Origin of the sequence: Streptomyces sp. NPDC006294, assembly GCF_042870895.1 — a bacterium.
Lineage (GTDB): Bacteria > Actinomycetota > Actinomycetes > Streptomycetales > Streptomycetaceae > Streptomyces.
The window spans coordinates 405,681-428,365 of sequence record NZ_JBIAHV010000004.1 but is presented as its reverse complement, the minus strand read 5'-3'; the positions used below and the strand labels follow the sequence as shown (position 1 = coordinate 428,365).

The window sequence follows — 22,685 nt, the reverse complement described above, 5'->3', positions numbered from 1 at the left end:
TCTGAACATCGTTCACGCTATGACAGCCGTGCCGCGCGGGTCAAGACGCAAACCCGCATTCCAACCCGGCCTCGACCGATCCGCGCGACACTTGACGACGACGGGGCCGCTCCTTAGCTTGTCCATGCATATGAATCCAGTCCATGGACTTGAGCTTTTCGAGGAGATCCGCCCATGCCAGCTGCCCGTACCGTCCTGCTCACCGGCGCAGCCGGCGGACTCGGCACCCTGATGCGCGGCCTGCTGCCCGCGTACGGCTACGAGCTCCGGCTCCTCGACGCCGTTCCCGTCGAGGGCGAGCCGGACGCGATCACCGCCGACCTCGCCGACCGGGCCGCCCTGCGCGAGGCCGTACGGGGCGTGGACGCGGTCATCCACCTCGCGGGCATCTCACTGGAGGCGTCGTTCGACAAGATCCTTCGCGCCAACATCGAGGGGACGTACAACCTGTACGAGGCCGTGCGCGAGGAGGGCGTACGGCGCGTGGTCTTCGCCTCCAGCAACCACGCGGTCGGCTACGTCCCGCGCCCGGACGGCGAAGCGCCCTTGGCCCCCGGGGAGCTCATCCCGGTCGAGACCCGTCACCGGCCCGACACCTTCTACGGGCTGTCCAAGTGCTTCGGCGAGGACCTGGCGCAGCTGTACTGGGACCGGCACGGTCTCGAGACCGTCTCCGTGCGGATCGGCTCCTGCTTCTCGGAGCCCACCTCGGTACGGATGCTCTCCGTCTGGATGAGCCCCGGCGACGCCGCCCGGCTCTTCCACGCCGCCCTCACCGCCGAGGACGTCGGCCACTCCGTCGTCTACGGCTCGTCGGCCAACACGCGGCTGTGGTGGGACCTCACCAGCGCGCGGGCGCTCGGCTACGAACCGCAGGACGACTCCGAGCAGTACGCGGCGAAGCTCGTCGCGGAGCACGGCGAACTCGATCCGGACAACCCGGCCCACGCCCACCTCGGGGGCCACTTCACCACCGACCCGCCGCGGTGGCCGCACTGACGGCGCGCGGCTCCGCGACCCGTACTCCGGTGAAACCATGTGCCGCTCGGGTCACCGGCCAGCGAGGATGAGGGCCATGGCGAAACCCTTCGGATTCAGTTACGCACAGCTCGGTGACGGCACGGTCACCATCACCCATCGCGGCCGCGCGGCGGGGACGCTGCGCGGCGCACGCGCGGAGAAGTTCCTCAGGGAGGTCGGGTCGGGGGACGCTCAGCTGGTGATGGCCCGGTGGACGGGAGCGTACAAATTCGGCAATGAGCGCCTGGCTCGAAATCATCCCCGCAACAGGTGACAACAGTAAGGGAACGGTAAAGCGGACTCGCTCGTTACCCCAGTCATGACAGCTATGACCCCCGGCTCGAACATCCCTCTGACCACCGCTCGCGTGGCGGTGGACGTCGCCGCTCCGGTGCGGCTCGACGTATCGGGCCTGCTGCTCACCGCCGACGGCAAGGTGCGCTCCGACGACGACTTCATCTTCTACAACCAGCCCCAGGGCCCCGGCGTCACCTACCGCTCAGGCGGCGGCACGGCGCCCGACGCGATCCTGATCGACACCGCGGCCGTGCCGCCCGGTATCGAGCGGATCGTCGTGACGGCCAGCCCGGACGCGGCGGGCCGGACCTTCCAGGGCATCGAGCCCACCGCCACCATCCGCAACAGCGACGACGGCAGCGCGATCGCCGGCTTCACCCCGCCGCAGCTCGGCTCCGAGACGGCGCTGGTCGTCGTCGAGGTCTATCTGCGCAACGGCGCGTGGAAGGCGCGCGCCGTCGGCCAGGGCTATGCGAACGGCCTGGCGGGCATCGCCACGGACTTCGGCGTCTCCGTCGACGAGGAGCCCGCGGCCGCCCAGGCCCCGGCGGCCCCTCCCGTGACCGCCGCGCCGCCCGTGGACCCGCGGACGCTGGCCGTCCCGCCGCCGCCCGCCGCGCCTCCGGCGGCCCCCGCCGCTCCCCCGGCCGCCACCGGCAAGATCAACCTGGACAAGGGCCGGGTGAATCTGCAGAAGAACCAGACGGTGTCCCTGGTCAAGGGCGGCCGTCCGCTGCTCTCCCAGGTCAAGATGGGCCTCGGCTGGGAGCCCGCCTTCCGCGGCAAGGACATCGACCTCGACGCCTCCGTCATCGCCTACGGCCCGAACCGCAACCACCTGGACAGCTGCTACTTCGGCAAGCTCACCATCCTGGGCGGCTCCATCAAGCACTCCGGCGACAATCTCACCGGTGAGGGCGCGGGCGACGACGAGGTCATCGTCGTGGACCTCGGCCGGCTGCCGGCGGACGCGACGGGCCTCGTCTTCACGGTCAACTCCTTCTCCGGCCAGAAGTTCACCGAGGTCGCCAAGGCCTACTGCCGGCTGATCGACGCCACCACCGGCGAGGAGCTGGTCCGCTTCGACCTGACCGGCGCCGAGCCGCAGACCGGCGTGATGATGGCCAAGCTGGTCAAGCAGTTCTCCGGCGAGTGGGAGATGACCGCGATGGGCGACTTCGTGAAGTCGCGCACCGTCCGCGGCATGGTCAAACCCGCCGCACAGGCGCTCTGAAAAAGGTCCGCCGGAGGCGCCCGTCACGGTGTGTGGCGGGCGCCCCCGGCGGAGGGACTGTTCAATCGGGACGTGCTCAGAGTTTGGCCAGTTTGGAGAACGGGCTGAGGATGCGGCCCTGCCTGCCGGAGAAGTCGACAAGCACAGCGGCGTTGTCTCCCTCCACAGCGAGGACTCTCCCGAGACCGAACTGGTCGTGGGACACCCTGTCGCCCGCTTCATAACGCTCGATCGGCGGCTCTTCCAGGGACGGACGGTTGAAGGGGCTGGACGGCAGGTGGCGCCGGGAACCGGCTGACTTTGTCATTGCCTTCAGTATGCGCCCCCGGCCCCGCACCACGCCACGCCCTGATGCTTCGCAGTGGTTCCGTCACTGCCGGTTCCCGTGCCGCTTCCACGGTCCGGTGGTCGCGAACATGACGCCCGGTGTCTGGATGCTGACGTACAGGGTGCGGCCGTCGGGCGAGAAGACGACGCCGGCGAACTCGCCGTAGTGGGGGTCCTCGTCGGTCCCCACACTGAGTCCGTTGCGGGCGATCGGGCACGTACGGGAGCAGCCCGTTCTTCCCGGCCCGGTCCCCGGTCTCCTCGCAGGTGAGCCAGGTCCCCCACGGGGTCGAGCCGCCCGCGCAGTTCTGCACGGCGCCCGCGACGCCGACCCACTGCGCGATCCGGCCGCCGCGGTGGCTCTCCACGACGGTGCAGCCGCCGGGCGCGGCCGGGTCGTAGGCCGGGCCCTCGCTGCCCGTCGGCCTCGCCCCCTCGGCCGGCGCGGCCGCCGCAGCAGCGAGGGCGCCCGGGGCCGTGGCGAGCGCGCCGGCGGCCCCGGTGAGGGCCACGCCCGCGCCGGTGAGGGCGGACTGCTTGGTGGAATCCCTGCGGGTCAGCGACATCGAGGTCTCCCGGAGGGCGCGTCCGGGCGGGCGGATGTGTGCCACACCCTCGTGCCCGCGTATAAACGGCACTTGAACGCCGTACGACATCGGAAGAGGCCTTCGCCGTCATGAATCTGCCCAGCACCGGACGCCGCGTCCTGATCAGCGGAGCGTCCCGGGGACTCGGCCGCGCCGTCGCCCACGCCTTCGCCGCGAACGGCGACAGGGTCGCCGTCCACTACGGCACCCGTGAGGACGACGCACGCCGCACCCTGGACGCGTTGCCCGGCCCGGGCCACGTCCTGGTCGGCGGCGACCTGTCCGACGCGCCGGGGGCGGCCGACGTCGCCGACCGGGCCTTCGCCGGCCTCGACGGCATCGACGTCCTCGTCAACAACGCGGCCGTCAACGTGCGTCACCCGCTCGCGGACACGCCGTACGAGGAGTGGGCCGAGATCTGGCAGCGGCACGTCAGCGTGAACCTGCTCGCCACGGCGCATCTCAGCCACCTCGCGGCGCGGCGCATGATCGCGGACGGGACGGGCGGCCGGATCGTCAACATCGGCTCCCGCGGGGCGTTCCGGGGCGAGCCGGACCACCCGGCGTACGGCGCGACGAAGGCTGCGGTCCACGCGCTGGGCCAGTCCCTGGCGGTGTCCCTCGCGCCCTACGGCATCGGCGTCGCCTCGGTCGCGCCGGGCTTCTTCGACACCGAGCGCGTCGCCGACCGCCTGACCGGTCCGGAGGGCGACGCGATCCGCGCCCAGAGCCCCTTCGGCCGGGTCGCCTCCGCGGACGAGATCGCGTCGGCGGTCCTGTGGCTGTCGTCCCCGGAGGCGCAGTGGTCGTCGGGCACGATCCTGGACCTCAACGGCGCGTCCCACCTCCGCACGTAGCGACGCGTCCGGGCGCGACCCGGTCAGTCCGGGTCACGCACCCGGCCGACCCACCGGGCGGGACGGGCTCCACGCGGCGGGAGGGGGGTAGGGTCGCAGGAGGGGGTGACCGGACGTAAAGCGACGCAACTCGCGCGAAGCGCGGTGAGGACAGCAGTCCGGGATCCCCCTACGGAGGCCCCGCCCCCCGCACCACTCACCGGCGCACCGCGCCCCGGGGCACGCCGCACCCACGACCGAACCCGCCCGCCCCCGGGAAGCCCGCGCCCACCGACCGGACCCGCCAACCGGCACCCCCTGGACGGGCCCTACAGGCACGCCGCGCCTCCGACTGGGCCACCAGGCCCTGGGACCGGACAGCGCCAAGGCCCCACGAGGGCACGCCACGCCTCCGGACCGGACCGGGCCACGCCCGGCAACGCGCGCGAGCGTCAGCGAGCCGAGCGGGACTTGAAGGCCGCCTTGCGCGCCTCCTTCGCCGCCGCCCTGTCCCGGTGCAGCCGCCCCATCGCCTCCAGCACGTCCGCCGTCGCCGGGTGGTCCACCCGCCACGCCGCGTCGAAGAACCCGCTGTGCTGCCCGACCAGCCCCTCCACCAGGTCCTGGAGCTCCGCGGCCTCGCCGCCCGCCGCGAGTTGCGCGGCGATCGTGTCGATGGCCAGCCAGAAGATCATCGGCTCGGGTGGCGCGGGCACGTCCTTCGCGCCCCGTTCGGCGAGCCAGACGCGGGCGAGGCCGCCCAGCTGCGGGTCGTCGAGGGCGTCGCGCACGGCGGGCTCCGCGGGGAGACCGACGAGGGTGAGCGCCTGCTGGCAGTGGAGGCGGCGCAGCGGCGCGCCCGGGTCGTCCCCGCGTGCCGCGGCGAGGAGTTCGCGGGCGGCGTCGGCGGGTGCGCGCCGGGCGAGCCACTGCTCGGTCTCCGCGCGTGCGGAGATCTCGGGGTACCGGGCGAGCCCGTCGAGCAGGACCTCCGCGCCCTTGTCCGCGAGGTCGCCGACCGCGGGCACGTCGACTCCGGCGTCCCGCAGGCGGGATCTGATGCCGTAGAGCCCGAGCGGGGTGAGCCGGACGAGGCCGTATCGGGTGATGTCGTCCTCGTCGACGAGGGGGCCGGCGCCGTCCTCGGCCATCAACGCCTCGTCCACGGGCCGGTATTCGACGAGGCCGACGGACTCCAGCAGCACGAACTGGTCGTCGAGGCGCATCATCGCCTCGGAGACCTGCTCCAGGACGTCGTCGGTGGGTTCGCCCATGTCCTCGGGGACGATCATCGACGCGGCGAGCACGGGCAGCGGGACGGACTCCTCGCCGGCGACGTCCTCGGCGACGGTCAGCAGGTAGAGGTTGCCGAGCACGCCGTCGAGGAAGGCGGCCTCCGCCTCGGGGTCCCAGTCGAGCGCGTCGACGTCGATCTCGCCGTCGTCGCCGATGACGTCGGTGATGTCGTCGAGCAGGGGCGCGATGGCGTCGGCGAAGGCGACGTCCAGGGCGTCCAGCCACAGGCCGAGCACGTCCTGCGGCGAACCTCCGGTGACGCGGGCGAGGTTGGCGCCCGCGACGACGCCGCCACCGTCGGCACCGGCGTCGTCCTCGATGTCCACGAGTCCGGTGTCGACGGCGACGCGCCACGCCTCGCTCGCGCAGGCGGGGCCGTCGTCGTCCCCGCCCAGACCGAGCGCTTCCGCGGCCGCCTGCAGTTGCTCGTCGACGAGTTCGCCGCCGACGCCGACCCTCGTCCGCGAGTCCGCCCAGCGGGCGAGCCGGACGGCACGGGCCAGCAGCGGGGTGGCCAGCGCGGCCCGCGCCAGCTCCGCGTCCGAGTGCAGCCGTACCGGTGGGAGGATGGGGCGGTCTTCGGGCATCTGGTGGGTCTCCTCCGCGGCGTACCGGCTCCGGGCGGCCTTGTGGGTGACTGGACGGGCCCCAGCGTAGACGTAATTCGTGCCGCTTCGCCGCGCCTGCCCGGTACGGCCGCACGGCCCGCGGCGCGCCCCACGGGTTCATCGGGGCTTCCGCCGCGGTACACCCTTCGACTCTTGACAAGTGCCCTGCTCAGCCAAGAGATTGACGCGCGTAGAACCTGTCGGCCCCTCGACCGGGCCCACAACCCCTCGTCCCTCACCCTCCGGAGTACCTTGATGCCTTCCTCCGTCGTACCGAGAACCACCGCCGTAGCCGCCGTCGTCGCCGCCGCACTGGCCGCGGGACTGCTCGCCGGCTCCGCGAGCGCCTCCGCGGCGGACTCCGCCGGCGGGACCGCGGCCGAGGCCGCCGCCCAGGTGCGGATCCACGACATCCAGGGCAACACCCGCATATCCCCGCTGGTGGGCCGTCAGGTCGCCGATGTGCCGGGCGTCGTCACGGGCGTGCGGACCTTCGGCTCCCGCGGTTTCTGGTTCCAGGACACCGAGGCCGACGGCGACCCCGCCACCAGTGAGGGCGTCTTCGTCTACACCGGCTCGGCGCCGGCCGTCGCGGTCGGCGACCGGGTCACCGTCTCCGGCACGGTCACGGAGTACGTCCCCGGCGGCACGTCCTCCGGAAACCAGTCGCTGACGGAGATCACGCGGGCGACGGTCACCGTCGTCTCGTCCGGCAACGAGGTGCCAGAGCCGGTCACGGTCTCCGCCTGGTCGGTGCCCTCCGCTTACGCCCCGGAGGGCGACCCGGCGGCGGGCGGCAGCATCAACGGCCGCACGCTCGACCCGCGCGCCTACGCCCTGGACTACTACGAGTCGCTCGAGGGCTCCAACGTCCGCATCGGCACCTCGCGGGTGGTCGGCGCCACCGACCCGTACGCGGCGCTGTGGGTGACGGTCAAGCCGTGGGAGAACGACAACCGGCGCGGCGGCACGGTCTACGGCTCGTACGAGTCGCAGAACACCGGCCGGCTGAAGATCGAGTCGCTCGTCCCGCTCGCGCAGCAGCCCTTCCCGAAGGCGAACGTCGGTGACGTGCTCACGGGCGTCACCGAGGGGCCGATGGACTTCAACCAGTACGGCGGCTACACCGTCACGGCCCGCACCCTCGGCACGGTCCTCGACCGCGGCCTGGAGCGCGAGCGGACCCGCCCCCAGCGGAACGGCGAACTGGCCGTGGCCACGTACAACGTGGAGAACCTGGACCCGTCCGACCCGCAGGCGAAGTTCGACGCGCTGGCGAAGGGCGTCGTCGAGAACCTGGCCTCGCCCGACATCCTCGCCCTGGAGGAGATCCAGGACGACACCGGCGCCAAGAACGACGGCACCGTGTCGGCCGAGGAGACGCTGAAGAAGTTCACGGACGCGATCGTCGCGGCGGGCGGCCCCGCGTACGAGTGGCGCGGCATCGACCCGCAGAACAACCAGGACGGCGGCCAGCCCGGCGGCAACATCCGCCAGGTGTTCCTCTTCAACCCGGAGCGGGTCTCCTTCACCGACCGCGCGGGCGGCGACGCGACGACGGCGACCGGTGTCGTGCGGGAGCAGCGCGGGGCCGCCCTGTCGCTGTCCCCCGGCCGTATCGACCCGGCGAGCGGCGCCTGGGAGGACAGCCGCAAGCCGCTGGCCGGTGAGTTCGCCTTCCGCGGCCGTACGGTCTTCGTGATCGCGAACCACTTCGGTTCGAAGGGCGGCGACGAGTCGCTGCTCTCGCACCACCAGCCGCCGAACCGTTCGTCCGAGGCGCAGCGTCTCGAGCAGGCGCAGGTGGTGAACGCCTTCGTCAAGGACATCCTGGCGGTCGACCGCAAGGCCGACGTGCTGGTGCTGGGCGACATCAACGACTTCGAGTTCTCGCGGACGACGCAGGCGCTCACGGACGGCGGCGTGCTCCACGCGGCCGTCAAGTCCCTGCCGCGGTCGGAGCGTTACTCGTACGTGTACCAGGGCAACAGCCAGGTGCTCGACCAGATCCTGACCAGCCCGTCGATCCGCCGCTTCAGCTACGACAGCGTGCACATCAACGCGGAGTTCGCGGACCAGAACAGCGACCACGACCCGCAGGTGCTGCGCTTCCGCCCGTAGGACCCGTCAACGTGGGCGCGGGGCCCTCAGTGCAGCAGGTCCCGCGCCCACGCCGTGACGTCAAGCTCCCCCTGCGTGCCGATGTCCAGCCGGAACGGCAGGGTCTGCGGGGGCTCCCCCTCCTTGGGGGTGACCACCAGGTAGGCGCCTTCGGTCACGGCCTCGAAGGACGTCACCCGGTTGTTCCAGTTGAGGACCGACTTCGCCCTCTCCCCCGGCGCGAGGGTCAGCGGTTTCGGCCCCTGGTCACGGCCTGCGTCGGTGTACGGGTGGTCGTGGGTGATGGTCAGCCGCAGGGGGTCGCGGTCCTGGTCCAGGGCGGCGATGCCCGGATAGCCGTCGACCCGGTAGGGCTCGGTGCCGCAGTTCACCAGCTCGACCACGACGGCCCGCCGACCCATGGCCGCGTCCACCACGCCGGTGGTCACGGCGGCTCCGGAGTCCGGGCACGTGGTGGGCGTAGCCGCCGTCGGCCCAGGTGCCGGTTCCGCCGACGGCTCGCCGTACCGGGCGAAGTCCGACGGGTCCAGTTCCTCGGGCTGCACCCCGTACCCGCGGTCCCGCGCCGCTGCCCCCTCGGCTCCGCTGCCGCGCTCGCTGCCGCAGCCGCTCAGCGTCCCGGCCGCCATCAGCACGGCCGCGGCCGTGGACGCCGTCCGCCGTATCGTTCCCGCCATGCCGGTCCCCTCCCGGTCGCCCCGTCCCCGCGCCGATCATGCCAGGTCCGGCAGATCCGTCAGCGCTGCTTCATGAAGGGATGAAGCAGATTTAACTGGAGCTGAACCCTGCGGGCGTTCACACTGCGAACATGACCTCCTCTCCTCCCTTCGGCCGCGCCATGTGCGCCATGGTCACGCCCTTCGCCGGCGACGGTTCCCTCGATCTCGACGGCGCCCAGGAGCTCGCGACGCGTCTCGTCGACGGCGGCTGCGACGGTCTGGTGCTCTCCGGCACCACCGGCGAGTCGCCGACCACCTCGGACGAGGAGAAGGCCGCGCTCGTCCGGGCGGTGGCGCGGGCGGTCGGCGGCAGAGCCTCGGTCGTCGCCGGCGTCGGGACCCCGGACACCCGGCACACGGTCGAGCTGGCCCGGGCCGCGGAGGCGGCGGGGGCGGACGGCGTGCTGGTGGTCACCCCGTACTACAGCCGCCCCCCGCAGGCCGCCGTCGAGGCGCACTTCCGCAAGGTGGCGGACTCGGTCGGCGTCCCGCTGATGCTGTACGACATCCCGGGCCGCACCGGTACCCGCGTCGAGCCGGAGACGATGCTGCGGCTCGCGGAGCATCCGCGCATCGTCGCGGTGAAGGACTGCGCATACGACCTGCTGGGCAGCTCGAAGGTCATCGCGCGCAGCCCACTGGCCTACTACTCGGGCTGCGAGGAGCTGAATCTGCCGCTGTACGCGGTGGGCGGCGCGGGCTTCGTCTCGACCGTCGCCAATGTCGCGGGCCCGCAGCTGCGGGCGGCGCTGGACGCGTACGACGCGGGCGACAACGCCCGTGCGACGGCGCTGAACCAGCGCACCCTGCCGCTCGCCGAGCTGATGATGGCGTCCGGCCTGCCGGGGACCGTGACCGCGAAGGCGCTGCTCGCGGCGCTGGATCTGCCGGCCGGTCCGGTGCGCGAACCGCTGCAGCCCGCCGGCCGCGAGGCGACCGACGGGCTGCTGCGCGCGTACACCGAGTTGACCGGCGACACGCCTCAGTCGTACACGTAGGTGCTGCCGAGGATCGCGGCGTGCTCCAGGACGTCCTCGAGCGGGTCGTCGATCTGCCCGGTCGAGATCAGCGTGACGCGGTGCCCGTTGTGCGCGTCGGTGTGCGTCTCGTCGGCGTGCGCGGCCCCGTGCGGCATCCCCGCCGCGAACAGCGCGCACAGACCGAGAGCGGTCAGCCTGGTCCTCATGTCGGTTCCTCCCCTTGGTGTGACCCTGCGTCCGGCCTGCTTATCGCCCTGACCCGGGCGGAGGTTACGCAGAGTCACACGAAGGAGCGGGAGCGGCGGCTCAGTTGTGACTGTGCAGCACGTCGTTGAGGCCGCCCCACACCGCGTTGTTCGGGCGGGCCTCGACCGTGCCGGTGACCGAGTTGCGGCGGAAGAGGATGTTGCTCGCGCCGGACAGCTCGCGCGCCTTGACGATCTGGCCGTCGGGCATCGTGACCCGGGTGCCCGCCGTGACGTACAGGCCGGCCTCGACGACGCACTCGTCGCCGAGGGCGATGCCGACGCCCGCCTCGGCGCCGATCAGGCAGCGCTCGCCGATCGCGATGATCACGTTGCCGCCGCCGGACAGGGTGCCCATGGTGGAGGCGCCGCCGCCGATGTCGGAGCCGTCGCCGACGACGACGCCGGCGGAGATGCGCCCCTCGACCATCGACGTGCCGAGCGTGCCCGCGTTGAAGTTGACGAAGCCCTCGTGCATGACGGTGGTGCCCTCGGCGAGGTGCGCGCCGAGCCGGACGCGGTCGGCGTCGGCGATGCGCACGCCCTTGGGCGCGACGTAGTCGGTCATCCGCGGGAACTTGTCGATCGAGGTGACCTGGAGGTGCAGGCCCTCGGCGCGGGCGTTCAGCCGGACGGTCTCGACCTGGTCGACGGCGACGGGGCCGAGGCTGGTCCAGGCGACGTTGGCCAGCAGGCCGAAGACGCCTTCGAGGCTCTGCCCGTGCGGCTTCACGAGCCGGTGGGAGAGCAGGTGCAGACGCAGATAGGCGTCGTGGGCGTCCAGCGGCTTGTCGTCGAGCGAGGCGATCACGGTGCGCACGGCGACGACCTCGACACCGCGGCGCGCGTCGGGTCCGACGGCCTTCGCGGCGGCCGCGCCGAGGAGCTCGGCGGCCCGCTCCGGGGTCAGCCGCTCGGTGCCGGCCGGACCGGGCTCGGCGACGAGCTCGGGCGCGGGAAACCAGGTGTCGAGAACGACGCCGTCCTCGGTGACGGTGGCGAGTCCGGCGGCGACTGCGCCGGTGGTACGGGGTGCGGAAGACGTGTCGGTCATGACAGGAAACCTAACCGGCGAGACGGCACCCGGGCCAACCGGTCTCAGGTGCCGGGCGCTACGGTGTGCCGTCCGGACAGCACCGGATCACGCACACAGCCACTCGGGGGACCTCGATGACCTACGGAGACATACCGCCGCACGCAGGCCCGCCGGGTCCGTATCCGGGCCCGCCGCCCGGCTGGGGCGGCTGGATGCCGCCGCCTCCCAAGCCGGGGGTGATCCCGCTCGCGCCGCTGGGCTTCGGCGACATCCTGGGCGGGGCGTTCGCGACGATCGGCCGCCACTGGAAGCAGTTGCTCGGCATGGCCCTCGCCGCGTACGGCATGGCGCTCGTGGTCGTCGGCGCGGTCATCGCCGTCGCGTATCTGGCGCTCTCCGACCGGCTCCACCAGGTACTGGACTCCGACGCCGCGCCCGGCTGGGACGACGTCTGGCCGCTGGTCGTCGGCTTCGGCGCGGTGTATCTCGTCGGCGTGTTCGTGATGCTGACCGCCAACGCCCTGATCTACGCGAGCTGCCCGGCCGTCCTCCAGGACGCGGTCCTCGGCCGCCCGTCCGCCTTCGGCACCGTCTGGCGCCGCAGCGTGCGGCGGGTGTGGTCGGTGCTCGGCGCCGTCCTTCTCACGGCCCTGATCGTGGCGGTCCCCGCTGTGCTGATGGCCATGGCCTTCTTCTCGATGTTCCTCTCGATCATGACGATCACTCTGAACGAGGGCGGCGCCGGCTACGGGTGGCTCGCCCTGATCGGCGTACTCGGCATGCTGGCGACCGCCCCCGTGGCCGTCTGGCTCTGGGTGAAGTTCAGCCTCGCCCCGGCAGCGGCCGTCTTCGAGGGGCAGGGCACGATCGCGGCGATGAAGCGTTCCTCGCGGCTGGTGGACGGCGCATGGTGGCGGATCTTCGGCATCTCGCTGCTGGCCACGCTCATGGCCGCCGTGGCGGGCTTCTTCATCAGGCTGCCGTTCTCGTTCGCCAACCTGTTCGCGCCGGGTCTCACACAGGACGTCTCCAGCAGCGGGGCCGCCCTCACGGCCGGGATCGTCGTGCTGGTCTTCGGCCTGCTCAGCTCGCTGGTCGGCCAGATCCTCACCGCCGCGTTCCCGCAACTGGTGGTGACCCTTCTCTACGTCGACCAGCGCATCCGCAAGGAGAACCTGGCCCCGGCCCTCGCCGAGGCCGCCGCACAGCCGCCTGCCGCGAGCTAGTCCACCAGCGTCTTCTTCGGCCGCAGCACGCAGAACTCGTTGCCCTCGGGGTCGGCGAGGACGACCCGGGTCACGTCCTCGCCCTGCCCGACGTCGATCCTGCGGGCGCCCAGGCCGATGATCCGGTCCACCTCGGCGTCCCGGTCGTCGGGGCTCAGGTCGAGGTGCAGCCGGTTCTTGACGGTCCTGTCCTCGGGCACGGTGAGGAACACGATGCCGGGCAGGACGCTCGCCCCGGCCCCGATGACGATTTCCTCGGAATCCTCGTAGAGGATCTTCCAGTCGAGGACCTCCGCCCAGAACCGGGCGAGCTTCGGGGCGTCGTGGCAGTCGATCGCGATCTGGTACAGAGAAACGGCCATGCCCGCCAGTGTGCCTGGCGGACATGGCCGTTTCACGCGTCTCCGGCGACGCGCCGGACTCGGCGGGCCGGGCTCAGACGTTGAAGCCCAGCGCGCGCAGCTGCTCGCGGCCGTCGTCCGTGATCTTGTCCGGACCCCACGGCGGCATCCAGACCCAGTTGATCTTCAACTCGTTGACGATGCCGTCCGTCGCGGACTTCGCCTGGTCCTCGATCACGTCGGTCAGCGGGCAGGCCGCGGACGTCAGCGTCATGTCCAGCGTCGCGACGTTGGAGTCGTCGATGTGGATGCCGTAGATGAGGCCGAGGTTGACCACGTCGATGCCCAGCTCGGGGTCCACGACGTCGTACAGCGCCTCGCGGACCTCCTCCTCGGACGCCGGCTTCGTGGCAACGGTCTCGTTCTCGCTCATGCGGTCTTCCTCTCCGTGACGTCGCCCATCGCCTGGGCCGTCGCGTCCTTCCACGCCATCCAGCTGAGCAGCGCGCACTTCACACGGGCGGGGTACTTCGAGACACCGGCGAACGCGACCGCGTCCTCCAGCACCTCCTCCATCGCGTCGTCCGGCTCGAGCTGGCCCTTGGACTGCATCAGCTCCAGGAACGTGCTCTGGATCTTCTGCGCCTCGGCGAGCTCCTTGCCGACCAGCAGGTCGTTCAGCACGGAGGCGCTGGCCTGGCTGATGGAACAGCCCTGGCCCTCGTAGGACACGTCCTCGATGCGCGAACCGTCGTACTTCACCCGGAGCGTGATCTCGTCGCCGCACGTCGGGTTGACGTGGTGCACCTCGGCGTCGCCGTCCCGCAAGCCCCGACCGTGCGGGTGCTTGTAGTGATCCAGGATGACGTCCTGGTACATCGAATCCAGCTTCACATCGTCCCCTAGCCGAAGAAGTTCCGGACGTGCTCCAGGCCGTCGACCAGAGCATCGACCTCTGCCGGCGTGGAGTACAGATAGAACGACGCTCGCGTGGTCGCAGGAATTCCGTACCGCAGGCAGACGGGGCGCGCGCAGTGGTGACCCACGCGGACCGCGATGCCCTGCTCGTCGAGGACCTGGCCCACGTCGTGGGGGTGGATGTCGCCGAGCGTGAAGGAGATCGCCGCGCCGCGGTCCTCGGCCGTCGTCGGGCCGATGATCCGCAGGTCCGGGACCTCCAGCAGCCGCTTCACCGCGTACTCGGTGAGCGCGTGCTCGTGCTGGGCGATCTTGTCCATGCCGATCGAGGAGAGGTAGTCCACGGCCGCGCCGAGGCCCACGGCCTGCGCGATCGGGGGCGTACCGGCCTCGAACTTGTGCGGCGCGGGAGCGTAGGTCGACGAGTGCATCGACACGGTCTCGATCATCTCGCCGCCGCCGAGGAACGGCGGCAGGTCCTCGAGGAGCTCCTGCCGGCCCCACAGCACGCCGATGCCGGTCGGACCGCACATCTTGTGGCCGGTGAAGGCCACGAAGTCGGCCTGCAGCGCCTGCACGTCCAGCACCATGTGCGGCGCGGCCTGCGAGGCGTCGATCAGCACCAGCGCGCCGACGTCCTGGGCACGCCGGACGATCGCCTCGACCGGGTTGATGGTGCCCATGATGTTGGAGACCAGCGTGAACGAGACGATCTTCGTCTTCTCGTTGATGATCTCGTCGATGTTCGACAGGTCGAGCCTGCCGTCGTCGGTGAGGCCGAACCACTTCAGCTTCGCGCCGGTGCGCTGCGCCAGCAGCTGCCACGGAACGATGTTGGAGTGGTGCTCCATCTCCGTGATGACGACCTCGGTGTCGCTGTCCACCCGGTAGGGCTCGTCGGCCCAGCCGAGCATGTTGGCGACCAGGTTGAGCGACTCCGAGGCGTTCTTGGTGAAGATCACCTCGTTGCGGCTCGGCGCGTTGATGAACGCCGCGACCTTGTCCCGGGCGCCCTCGTACAGCGCCGTGGCCTCCTCGGCGAGCACGTGCACGCCGCGGTGGACGTTGGCGTTGTGCTGCTCGTAGTACTCGCTGAGTACGTCGATCACCTGGCGCGGCGTCTGGGAGGTCGCCGCGTTGTCGAGGTAGACGAGCTTCTTGCCGTCGTGGAGCACCCGATCGAGGATCGGGAAGTCCTTACGGATCGCCTCTGTGTCCAGGAGGCCCGGCAGTGTGATCACGCGGTGACGCCTCCCTTGGTGTACGCCTCGTAGCCCTCGTTCTCCAGCTTGTCGGCGAGCTCGGGGCCGCCCGACTCGACGATCCGGCCGTTCGAGAAGACGTGCACGTGATCCGGCTTGATGTAGCGGAGGATGCGCGTGTAGTGCGTGATCAGCAGCGTGCCGACCTCGCCGCTCTCGCGGACGCGGTTGACGCCCTCGGAGACGATCCGCAGCGCGTCGACGTCCAGGCCGGAGTCGGTCTCGTCGAGGACCGCGATCTTCGGCCGGAGCAGCTCGAGCTGGAGGATCTCGTGGCGCTTCTTCTCACCGCCGGAGAAGCCCTCGTTGACGTTGCGCTCGGCGAAGGCCGGGTCCATGTTGAGGCGCTCCATGGCCCCCTTGACCTCCTTCACCCAGGTACGCAGCTTGGGGGCCTCGCCGCGGATGGCGGTGGCGGAGGTCCGCAGGAAGTTGGAGACCGAGACGCCGGGGATCTCGACCGGGTACTGCATGGCGAGGAAGAGGCCGGCGCGGGCGCGCTCGTCGACGCTCATCTCCAGGACGTCCTCGCCGTCCAGGGTGACGGTGCCGCTGGTGATCGTGTACTTGGGGTGGCCGGCCAGCGAGTAGGCGAGGGTCGACTTGCCGGAGCCGTTGGGGCCCATGATGGCGTGGGTCTCGCCCTGCTTCACGGTCAGGTCGACGCCCTTGAGGATCTCCTTCGTGGCGTTGTCGGCCTCGACGGAAACGTGCAGGTCGCGGATTTCAAGCGTTGCCATGGGTGACTCAGGACTCCTGGGTGACGGAGACGAGCACATCGTCCCCTTCGATCTGGACGGGGTATACGGGGACGGGGCGCGTCGCGGGAAGGCCGGACGGCTTGCCGGTGCGGAGGTCGAAGGCGCTGCCGTGGAGCCAGCACTCGATCTGGCAGTCCTCCACCTCGCCCTCGGACAGCGAGACGTTCGCGTGCGAGCAGATGTCGTGAATGGCGAACACCTCGCCCTCTGTCCGCACGACGGACACCGGCGTGCCGTCGAGTTCCACCCGCTTGGGGGTGTCCTCCTCCAGCTCGCTCAGCGCACAGGCTTTGACGAAGGCCATCAGGCTGACGCCTCCATGACCGACGCCTCCAGCTCTGCGTCGATCTTGGCGAGCAGGCGCTCCTCGACGTCCGGCAGACCGATCTGCTGGACGAGCTCGGCGAAGAAGCCGCGGACGACCAGGCGGCGGGCCTCGGACTCCGGGATGCCGCGGGCCATCAGGTAGAACAGCTGCTCGTCGTCGAAGCGGCCGGTGGCGGACGCGTGACCGGCGCCGGCGATCTCGCCGGTCTCGATCTCGAGGTTCGGCACCGAGTCGACGCGCGCGCCGTCCGTGAGGACCAGGTTGCGGTTCATCTCGTAGGTGTCGGTGCCCTCCGCCACGGCGCGGATGAGCACGTCGCCGATCCACACCGCATGGGCGCCGTCGCCCTGCAGGGCGCCCTTGTACACGGCGTTGGACTTGCAGTGCGGGGTGTTGTGGTCGACGAGGAGGCGGTGCTCCTGGTGCTGGCCCTTGTCGGTGAAGTACAGGCCCAGCAGCTCGGCCTCACCGCCGGGGCCGGCGTAGGCGACCCGCGGGTGGAGCCGTACGAGGTCGCCGCCGAAGGTGACCACGACCGACTTGAAGGAGGCGTCCCGGCCGACCAGCGCGTTGTGCTGGGCGACGTGCACCGCCTTGTCGTCCCAGTCCTGGACGGAGACGACGGTCAGCTTGGCGCCGTCGCCGAGGATGTAGTCGACGCCTGCGGCCAGCACGGCGTCGCCGGTGTGGTCGATGACCACGAGCGCCTCCGCGAAGGCGCCGAGCTCGATCACCTGGTGGCCGAAGGCGGTGCCGCCCTCGCCGTGCACCGCGATGCGGATCGGCTCGGTGAGCACGGTCTCCTTCGGCACGCTCACCACGGTGGCCTGCTCGAAGGCGGAGTACGCCTGGGCGGCGACCCGGTCCACCGGGGTGCCGGCCCGGCCGACGCGCGCGTCGTCGCGGCCGACCGTCTCGACCGTGACGCCGTCGGGAGCGTCGATCGCGACCTTGAGGGCGTTGCCGGTGGCGACGGCGGTGCCGTCGTGCAGGCCGGCGAGGCGCTCCAGCGGAGTGAAGCGCCACTCCTCCTCGCGGCCGTGCGGGACCGGGAAGTCCGCCACGTCGAACGACGGGGGCGCACTCATGCGGGTGGCGACGGTCGACTCGGCGGCCACCGCGATCGAGCCGGCGGTGGTGGAGCCCACCGGGATGTTCTGAGCCTCAGCCATGGCTGTCGTCTTGCTCTCTTCCTACGTCAGAAGTCAGTCGCTGCTTGCGGTCCCGGAGGGCGTCAGCCCACCGAGCCCTCCATCTGCAGCTCGATCAGCCGGTTGAGCTCCAGCGCGTACTCCATGGGGAGTTCCTTGGCGATCGGCTCGACGAAGCCGCGCACGATCATGGCCATCGCCTCGAACTCGGTCAGACCGCGGCTCATCAGGTAGAAGAGCTGGTCCTCCGAGACCTTGGAGACGGTCGCCTCGTGTCCCATGGAGACGTCGTCCTCGCGGACGTCGACGTACGGGTAGGTGTCCGACCGCGAGATCGTGTCGACCAGCAGAGCGTCGCAGAGCACGTTGGACTTCGCACCCGACGCGCCCTCGCCGATCTCGATCAGACCACGGTAGGAGGTACGGCCGCCGCCTCGCGCCACCGACTTGGAGACGATGTTGGACGAGGTGTTCGGGGCCATGTGGACCATCTTGGCGCCGGCGTCCTGGTGCTGGCCCTCGCCCGCGAAGGCGATGGACAGGGTCTCGCCCTTGGCGTGCTCGCCCATCAGGTAGACAGCCGGGTACTTCATGGTCACCTTGGAGCCGATGTTGCCGTCGACCCACTCCATGGTCGCGCCCTCGTACGCCACGGCGCGCTTGGTGACCAGGTTGTAGACGTTGTTCGACCAGTTCTGGATGGTCGTGTAGCGGCAGCGGCCGCCCTTCTTGACGATGATCTCCACCACGGCGCTGTGCAGCGAGTCCGAGGAGTAGATCGGGGCGGTGCAGCCCTCGACGTAGTGGACGTAGGCGTCCTCGTCGACGATGATCAGCGTCCGCTCGAACTGGCCCATGTTCTCCGTGTTGATACGGAAGTAGGCCTGGAGCGGGATGTCCACGTGGACGCCCTTGGGGACGTAGATGAACGACCCGCCGGACCACACGGCGGTGTTCAGCGACGCGAACTTGTTGTCGCCGACCGGGATGACGGTGCCGAAGTACTCCTGGAAGAGCTCCGGGTGCTCCTTCAGCGCGGTGTCGGTGTCGAGGAAGATGACGCCCTGCTCCTCCAGGTCCTCGCGGATCTGGTGGTAGACGACCTCCGACTCGTACTGCGCGGCGACACCGGCGACCAGGCGCTGCTTCTCCGCCTCCGGGATGCCGAGCTTGTCGTAGGTGTTCTTGATGTCCTCGGGCAGGTCCTCCCACGAGGCGGCCTGCGCCTCGGTGGAGCGCACGAAGTACTTGATGTTGTCGAAGTCGATGCCGGAGAGGTCGGAGCCCCAGCTCGGCATGGGCTTCTTGCCGAAGAGGCGCAGACCCTTCAGCCGCAACTTCAGCATCCACTCCGGCTCGTTCTTCTTCGAGGAGATGTCGCGGACGACGTCCTCGTTGAGACCGCGCTTCGCGGCTGCGCCGGCCGCGTCGGAGTCGGCCCAGCCGAATTCGTACTTACCCAGGCCCTCGAGTTCGGGGTGGGCAGTCTCCGTGGGGAGAGTCATGCGGGGTTCCTCCCGGCCGTGCTGGCAGATGCTGTCTGTGTGGTGCTGGTGGTCTGTGTGGTGCTGTCCTGCGGCGCGCTGCCCGGCGGCGAGGTGCCGCCCTGGGACGCGCGCGGGATGAACGTCGTGCAGACGCCGTCGCCGTGGGCGATGGTGGCGAGCCGCTGGACGTGCGTCCCGAGGAGCTTCGAGAAGAACTCGGTCTCGGCCTCGCAGAGCTGCGGGTACTTCTCGGCCGCGTGGGCGACCGGGCAGTGGTGCTGGCAGAGCTGTTCGCCGACCGGCGCGCTGCGAGCCGTAGCAGCGTACCCGTCGGCGCTGAGCGCCTTGGCCAGAGCTTCGGTGCGGGCCTCCGGCGCCGCGGCCTCGACGGCGGCGCGGTACGCCTCCGCCTGCGCCTCGAACCGGTCCCGGGCGAACGCGGCGACTCCCGCCTCGCCCCCGGCGTGCTGCTCGATCCAGCGCAGGGCGTCGACGGCCAGGGTGTCGTACGACTGGTCGAAGGCGTCCCGGCCGCAGTCGGTCAGCGCGAACACCTTGGCGGGGCGGCCGCGGGTGCGGGCGCCGTAGACGCGCTGCTCGCGCGGTTCCACGACGTTCTCGGCGACCAGGGAGTCGAGGTGGCGGCGGACCGCTGCCTGCGTGAGTCCCAGGCGGCCCGCGAGGTCGGCCACGGTGGACGGACCGTGGTCCAGGATGGACCGCGCGACACGGTTGCGCGTGGAGCGCTCACCGGTCGCGAGTTCCTCCTGAGGAGCCTCGCCAACGTTTTTCACAACGCCATTGTTGCGTAATTCCTCGGAGACTGACAAGCGGCGTCCGGATCACCGCGCGGTGCCGTGCATCACTTAGGCAAACCTAAGCTGACCTGCGGAAATGATCACCCGGGGCGAGACAGCCCCGGTCAGGCACGCACCGGCGCGCTTTCGCCGGCGCCGGCCGCCCGGGGAACCCGCGGGCCGTGCGCCCCCGGAGCCCGCCTAGACTTCCCGGCATGTTGAGCGAGCCTGCCGTCCGGATCCGGGGCCTGGTCAAGCGGTACGGACCCAAGGCCGCCGTGGACGGCCTCGACCTCGATGTCGCCACCGGTTCCGTGACCGCCGTCCTGGGGCCCAACGGCGCCGGCAAGACCACCACGATCGAGACCTGCGAGGGCTACCGCCGCGCCGACGCCGGCACCGTACGGGTCCTCGGACTCGACCCCGTCGCCGACGCCGCCCGCCTGCGGCCCCGGATCGGCGTGATGCTCCAGTCGGGCGGCGTCTACTCCGGCGCCAGGGCCGACGAGATGCTCCGCCACATGGCCAAGCTGCACGCCGAGCCGCTGGACGTGGACGCCCTGATCGAGCGCCTCGGCCTCGGCGGCTGCGGCCGTACGGCCTACCGCCGCCTCTCCGGCGGCCAGCAGCAGCGGCTGGCACTGGCCATGGCCGTCGTCGGCCGCCCCGAGCTGGTCTTCCTCGACGAGCCGACGGCCGGCCTCGACCCGCAGGCCCGCCGCGCCACCTGGGACCTCGTGCGGGAGCTGCGCGCCGACGGCGTCACGACCGTGCTGACCACGCACTTCATGGACGAGGCCGAGGAGCTCTCCGACGACGTCGCCATCGTCGACGGCGGCCGGGTCATCGCCCGGGGCAGCACCGAGGAGCTGTGCCGCGGCGGCGCGGAGAACACCCTGCGCTTCACCGGACGCCCCGGCCTCGACCTCGGCTCCCTGCTCAAGGCCCTCCCCGACGGATCGGCGGCCGCCGAGCTGACGCCGGGCGCGTACCGGATCACCGGCGAGGTCGATCCCCAGCTGCTGGCGACCGTCACCTCCTGGTGCGCCCAGCACGGCGTCCTGCCGCACGGCATCTCGGTCGAGCGGCACACACTCGAAGACGTCTTCCTCGAACTGACCGGCAAGGAGCTGCGCGCATGAGCGCCGGTACGTACACGCCGAAGCCCGGCGCCGCGCCGCTGACCCGCATGATCGCCGCACAGGCCGCCTTCGAGACGAAGATGCTGCTGCGCAACGGCGAACAGCTGCTGCTCACGGTGATCATCCCGTCGCTGCTGCTGGTGCTGTTCTCCACCGTCGACGTCGTCGCCGTGCCGACCGAGACGAGTGAGGGAGCGGGCGAGGCGGTCGACTTCCTCGCCCCCGGCGTCCTCGCGCTTGCCGTCATGTCCACGGCCTTCACCGGCCAGGCCATCGCGACCGGCTTCGAGCGGCGCTACGGCGTCCTCAAGCGGCTCGGGGCCTCGCCGATTCCCCGCTGGGCCCTGATGGCCGCCAAGACGCTCTCCGTCCTGGTGACCGAGATCCTCCAGATCGTCCTGCTGACCGTGATCGCGTTCGCGCTCGGCTGGTCGCCGCACGGCAGCCCGCTCTCCGTCGTGCTGCTGCTCGTCCTCGGCACCGCGGCCTTCTCCGGGCTCGGCCTGCTGATGGCCGGCACGCTCAGGGCGGAGGCGACACTGGCCGCCGCCAACCTCGTCTTCCTGCTGCTCCTCGTCGGCGGCGGGGTGATCGTGCCGCTGGACAGGTTCCCCGACGGCGTCGCCTCCGCGCTGGGACTGCTGCCCATCTCGGCGCTCTCCGACGGGCTGCGGGACGTGCTCCAGCACGGCGGCGGCATGCCGTGGGGCAATCTGGGCATCCTCGCCCTCTGGGCGGTGCTCGGACTGGGCGCGGCCGCCCGGACCTTCCGCTGGGAGTGAACCGCGCGCCAGGATGACCCTGCCGAGACCCGCACGGTGGGAGGGGCCTGGATGAAGCGCGCTGCCGCACTGCGACTGGACGCGGAGTGGGGGAAGGTCAGAGCCGGCCGGCCCTCGGCCTCCCCCGCCGAACGCGAGCGGATGCTGACCGACCTGATCTCCGCCCTCGCCCCGCACGCCGCGGGTGACCTCTCCCTCGCCGCACGGCTGAGCCTGCGCTACGGGGACCTCGCCCGGCACCACTTCGACACCGGCAGCCGCGGCGACGCGCTCCTCGCCGTCGACCAGGCCGTCCGCCACGGCGCCGGGCCCGCGGAGCACGACGCCGAGCACGCCCGCTGGTACGCCAGGGCCCTGCTCAGCCAGGCCGTCTACCTCGCCGAGCCGCTCAGCGACGAACTGGGCCTGCCCCGCTACCCGTTCCATCCGCCCGGCGAGCAGCCCTGCGCGGAGGACCGGCTCGCGGGACTGGCCGCCGTGGAGGCCACCCACCGGGCGATCGCCGTCTGGGAGCGGCTCGACCGGTCGGACCCGCGCAACCGCGAGGGCCTCGCCCAGGCTTACGTGTTCCTCGGCGACCGGCTGGAGGAACTCGGCAGGCCGGTCGACGCGGCGGAGTGGGCCGTCCGCGCGGAGCGCGGCTTCCACGCCGTCTGGCAGGCGCCGGACCCCGCCGAGCGCGCCCACGCCGCCGTCCTCGGTCACCTCCGCGACCAGCTGGAGCGCAGACTGCGGCGCTGCCCGTTCGAGGGCGGCCTCACCCAGCTGCACAAGCGCGGGCTGCTGCCGGAACGGCTCGTACCGATCGCCGTCGTGGCGGCACGGATCGAAGGCGTGGACCCGCGGACCATCGCCGAGGGACTCGGCCTCGGCCGGGCGGAGGTGGGCCGGATGCTGCGCGCCCGGTCCTGGCGGGCGGTGTGGCGCTTCGACCTGCGCACGGCCGACGGCTCGTGGGCGCCGCTGGCGCACCCGTGGCGCGGCATGGACGCGGTCACCGACTGCACGGCGGAGGAGGTGGCCGCCGACCTGATCGACGCCTTCCGTACCTCGCCGGACGTGCCGCCGGCGCCGTGGCGTTTCGCGCTGTGGTGGGACGAGGAGGAACACCTGGACGGGTCGCGCGTCCGGATGACGTCCCAGGCGTTCGAGGAGCCGGCCGCCGACCCCTCGTGAAACCGTGC

Annotated in this window: 25 protein-coding genes and 1 pseudogene; 10 read left to right on the top strand and 16 right to left on the bottom strand. The window is 71.3% G+C overall.

Annotated features, from left to right (window positions below; genetic code table 11):
- Nucleotides 1-174: 174 nt before the first annotated feature.
- The 3 genes from ACFYOP_RS09785 (at nucleotide 175) to ACFYOP_RS09775 (ending at nucleotide 2,551) form a co-directional block, all read left to right on the top strand.
- Nucleotides 175-999 (top strand): NAD(P)-dependent oxidoreductase, encoded by an 825-nt coding sequence (locus tag ACFYOP_RS09785; protein ID WP_356891742.1) that lies wholly within the window; start codon nucleotides 175-177, stop codon nucleotides 997-999.
- A 76-nt stretch (nucleotides 1,000-1,075) separates the two neighbouring features.
- The gene (locus ACFYOP_RS09780; protein WP_356891744.1) at nucleotides 1,076-1,294 is read left to right on the top strand and encodes a hypothetical protein; all 219 of its coding nucleotides are present in this window, start codon (nucleotides 1,076-1,078) and stop codon (nucleotides 1,292-1,294) included.
- A gap of 45 nt (nucleotides 1,295-1,339) precedes the next feature.
- On the top strand, nucleotides 1,340-2,551 hold the full coding sequence (locus tag ACFYOP_RS09775) for a TerD family protein (protein WP_356891746.1): 1,212 nt from the start codon (nucleotides 1,340-1,342) through the stop codon (nucleotides 2,549-2,551).
- Between the two features lie 76 nt (nucleotides 2,552-2,627).
- Here ACFYOP_RS09775 and ACFYOP_RS09770 read toward each other — a convergent pair whose 3' ends face one another.
- The 3 genes and pseudogenes from ACFYOP_RS09770 to ACFYOP_RS09760 form a co-directional block, all read right to left on the bottom strand.
- Nucleotides 2,628-2,858 carry a hypothetical protein gene (locus tag ACFYOP_RS09770; RefSeq protein ID WP_356891748.1) on the bottom strand — a complete coding sequence of 77 codons (231 nt, stop codon included), beginning with the start codon at nucleotides 2,856-2,858 and terminating at the stop codon, nucleotides 2,628-2,630.
- A 63-nt stretch (nucleotides 2,859-2,921) separates the two neighbouring features.
- The gene (locus tag ACFYOP_RS09765; protein WP_356891750.1) at nucleotides 2,922-3,068 is read right to left on the bottom strand and encodes an alkaline phosphatase PhoX; all 147 of its coding nucleotides are present in this window, start codon (nucleotides 3,066-3,068) and stop codon (nucleotides 2,922-2,924) included.
- A gap of 37 nt (nucleotides 3,069-3,105) precedes the next feature.
- Nucleotides 3,106-3,444 (bottom strand): annotated as a pseudogene (locus ACFYOP_RS09760) (alkaline phosphatase PhoX); the annotation flags it as partial.
- Between the two features lie 110 nt (nucleotides 3,445-3,554).
- Between ACFYOP_RS09760 and ACFYOP_RS09755 the strand changes: the two are divergent.
- Nucleotides 3,555-4,322: an SDR family oxidoreductase gene (locus tag ACFYOP_RS09755; RefSeq protein WP_356891752.1), complete on the top strand. Its 768-nt coding sequence runs from the start codon at nucleotides 3,555-3,557 to the stop codon at nucleotides 4,320-4,322.
- A gap of 431 nt (nucleotides 4,323-4,753) precedes the next feature.
- Here the strand turns inward: ACFYOP_RS09755 and ACFYOP_RS09750 are convergent, their stop codons facing one another.
- Nucleotides 4,754-6,184 carry a hypothetical protein gene (locus ACFYOP_RS09750; protein ID WP_356891754.1) on the bottom strand — a complete coding sequence of 477 codons (1,431 nt, stop codon included), beginning with the start codon at nucleotides 6,182-6,184 and terminating at the stop codon, nucleotides 4,754-4,756.
- 276 nt (nucleotides 6,185-6,460) lie between these two features.
- Between ACFYOP_RS09750 and ACFYOP_RS09745 the strand changes: the two genes are divergently transcribed.
- Nucleotides 6,461-8,326, top strand: a complete 1,866-nt coding sequence (locus tag ACFYOP_RS09745; RefSeq protein ID WP_356891756.1) for an endonuclease/exonuclease/phosphatase family protein — start codon at nucleotides 6,461-6,463, stop codon at nucleotides 8,324-8,326.
- A gap of 26 nt (nucleotides 8,327-8,352) precedes the next feature.
- On the opposite strand, the gene ACFYOP_RS09740 is transcribed toward ACFYOP_RS09745, so the two are convergent.
- The gene (locus ACFYOP_RS09740) at nucleotides 8,353-9,003 is read right to left on the bottom strand and encodes a DUF4232 domain-containing protein (RefSeq protein ID WP_356891758.1); all 651 of its coding nucleotides are present in this window, start codon (nucleotides 9,001-9,003) and stop codon (nucleotides 8,353-8,355) included.
- A gap of 131 nt (nucleotides 9,004-9,134) precedes the next feature.
- On the opposite strand from ACFYOP_RS09740, the gene dapA reads away from it, so the two are divergent.
- Entirely contained in the window at nucleotides 9,135-10,043 is a 909-nt protein-coding gene (gene dapA, locus ACFYOP_RS09735; RefSeq protein ID WP_356891760.1) for a 4-hydroxy-tetrahydrodipicolinate synthase, read from the top strand.
- Here dapA and ACFYOP_RS09730 read toward each other — a convergent pair.
- Together ACFYOP_RS09730 and dapD are read right to left on the bottom strand one after the other, a co-directional pair.
- Nucleotides 10,028-10,231 carry a hypothetical protein gene (locus ACFYOP_RS09730; RefSeq protein WP_356891762.1) on the bottom strand — a complete coding sequence of 68 codons (204 nt, stop codon included), beginning with the start codon at nucleotides 10,229-10,231 and terminating at the stop codon, nucleotides 10,028-10,030. The two genes, dapA and ACFYOP_RS09730, sit on opposite strands and share 16 nt — an antisense overlap.
- A gap of 100 nt (nucleotides 10,232-10,331) precedes the next feature.
- Nucleotides 10,332-11,324 carry a 2,3,4,5-tetrahydropyridine-2,6-dicarboxylate N-succinyltransferase gene (gene dapD, locus ACFYOP_RS09725; protein ID WP_356891764.1) on the bottom strand — a complete coding sequence of 331 codons (993 nt, stop codon included), beginning with the start codon at nucleotides 11,322-11,324 and terminating at the stop codon, nucleotides 10,332-10,334.
- Nucleotides 11,325-11,440: 116 nt separating this feature from the next.
- Here dapD and ACFYOP_RS09720 point away from each other — a divergent pair, with 116 nt between their 5' ends.
- Entirely contained in the window at nucleotides 11,441-12,532 is a 1,092-nt protein-coding gene (locus tag ACFYOP_RS09720; protein ID WP_356891766.1) for a hypothetical protein, read from the top strand.
- On the opposite strand, the gene ACFYOP_RS09715 is transcribed toward ACFYOP_RS09720, so the two are convergent.
- The 9 genes from ACFYOP_RS09715 to ACFYOP_RS09675 form a co-directional block, all read right to left on the bottom strand.
- The gene (locus ACFYOP_RS09715) at nucleotides 12,529-12,894 is read right to left on the bottom strand and encodes a VOC family protein (protein ID WP_356891768.1); all 366 of its coding nucleotides are present in this window, start codon (nucleotides 12,892-12,894) and stop codon (nucleotides 12,529-12,531) included. The two genes, ACFYOP_RS09720 and ACFYOP_RS09715, sit on opposite strands and share 4 nt — an antisense overlap.
- Before the next feature lie 73 nt (nucleotides 12,895-12,967).
- A complete protein-coding gene (locus ACFYOP_RS09710; RefSeq protein WP_356891770.1) occupies nucleotides 12,968-13,306 on the bottom strand; it encodes a metal-sulfur cluster assembly factor in 339 nt (112 codons plus the stop codon).
- A complete protein-coding gene (gene sufU, locus ACFYOP_RS09705) occupies nucleotides 13,303-13,767 on the bottom strand; it encodes a Fe-S cluster assembly sulfur transfer protein SufU (protein WP_356891772.1) in 465 nt (154 codons plus the stop codon). Before sufU ends, ACFYOP_RS09710 begins: the two co-directional genes overlap by 4 nt.
- Nucleotides 13,768-13,775: 8 nt before the next feature.
- Nucleotides 13,776-15,032 carry a cysteine desulfurase gene (locus ACFYOP_RS09700; protein ID WP_356891774.1) on the bottom strand — a complete coding sequence of 419 codons (1,257 nt, stop codon included), beginning with the start codon at nucleotides 15,030-15,032 and terminating at the stop codon, nucleotides 13,776-13,778.
- Nucleotides 15,029-15,793: a Fe-S cluster assembly ATPase SufC gene (gene sufC / locus ACFYOP_RS09695; protein ID WP_356891776.1), complete on the bottom strand. Its 765-nt coding sequence runs from the start codon at nucleotides 15,791-15,793 to the stop codon at nucleotides 15,029-15,031. The genes ACFYOP_RS09700 and sufC overlap by 4 nt, the downstream gene beginning before the upstream one ends.
- A 7-nt stretch (nucleotides 15,794-15,800) precedes the next feature.
- Complete coding sequence (locus tag ACFYOP_RS09690; RefSeq protein WP_356891778.1) at nucleotides 15,801-16,118, bottom strand: non-heme iron oxygenase ferredoxin subunit; 318 nt, start codon at nucleotides 16,116-16,118, stop codon at nucleotides 15,801-15,803.
- Nucleotides 16,118-17,314 carry a Fe-S cluster assembly protein SufD gene (sufD, locus tag ACFYOP_RS09685; RefSeq protein WP_356891780.1) on the bottom strand — a complete coding sequence of 399 codons (1,197 nt, stop codon included), beginning with the start codon at nucleotides 17,312-17,314 and terminating at the stop codon, nucleotides 16,118-16,120. Before sufD ends, ACFYOP_RS09690 begins: the two co-directional genes overlap by 1 nt.
- 62 nt (nucleotides 17,315-17,376) lie before the next feature.
- Nucleotides 17,377-18,798 (bottom strand): Fe-S cluster assembly protein SufB, encoded by a 1,422-nt coding sequence (gene sufB, locus ACFYOP_RS09680; RefSeq protein ID WP_356891782.1) that lies wholly within the window; start codon nucleotides 18,796-18,798, stop codon nucleotides 17,377-17,379.
- Nucleotides 18,795-19,574, bottom strand: coding sequence for a metalloregulator ArsR/SmtB family transcription factor (locus tag ACFYOP_RS09675; protein ID WP_356891784.1), 780 nt, complete (start codon nucleotides 19,572-19,574; stop codon nucleotides 18,795-18,797). The genes sufB and ACFYOP_RS09675 overlap by 4 nt, the downstream gene beginning before the upstream one ends.
- Before the next feature lie 218 nt (nucleotides 19,575-19,792).
- On the opposite strand from ACFYOP_RS09675, the gene ACFYOP_RS09670 reads away from it, so the two are divergent.
- The 3 genes from ACFYOP_RS09670 to ACFYOP_RS09660 are packed head-to-tail and all read left to right on the top strand — an operon-like array spanning nucleotide 19,793 to nucleotide 22,677.
- Nucleotides 19,793-20,719 (top strand): ABC transporter ATP-binding protein, encoded by a 927-nt coding sequence (locus tag ACFYOP_RS09670; protein WP_356891786.1) that lies wholly within the window; start codon nucleotides 19,793-19,795, stop codon nucleotides 20,717-20,719.
- The gene (locus ACFYOP_RS09665; protein ID WP_356891788.1) at nucleotides 20,716-21,501 is read left to right on the top strand and encodes an ABC transporter permease; all 786 of its coding nucleotides are present in this window, start codon (nucleotides 20,716-20,718) and stop codon (nucleotides 21,499-21,501) included. The genes ACFYOP_RS09670 and ACFYOP_RS09665 overlap by 4 nt, the downstream gene beginning before the upstream one ends.
- Nucleotides 21,502-21,552: 51 nt before the next feature.
- Complete coding sequence (locus ACFYOP_RS09660; RefSeq protein ID WP_356891790.1) at nucleotides 21,553-22,677, top strand: hypothetical protein; 1,125 nt, start codon at nucleotides 21,553-21,555, stop codon at nucleotides 22,675-22,677.
- The last annotated feature ends 8 nt before the right edge of the window (nucleotides 22,678-22,685 follow it).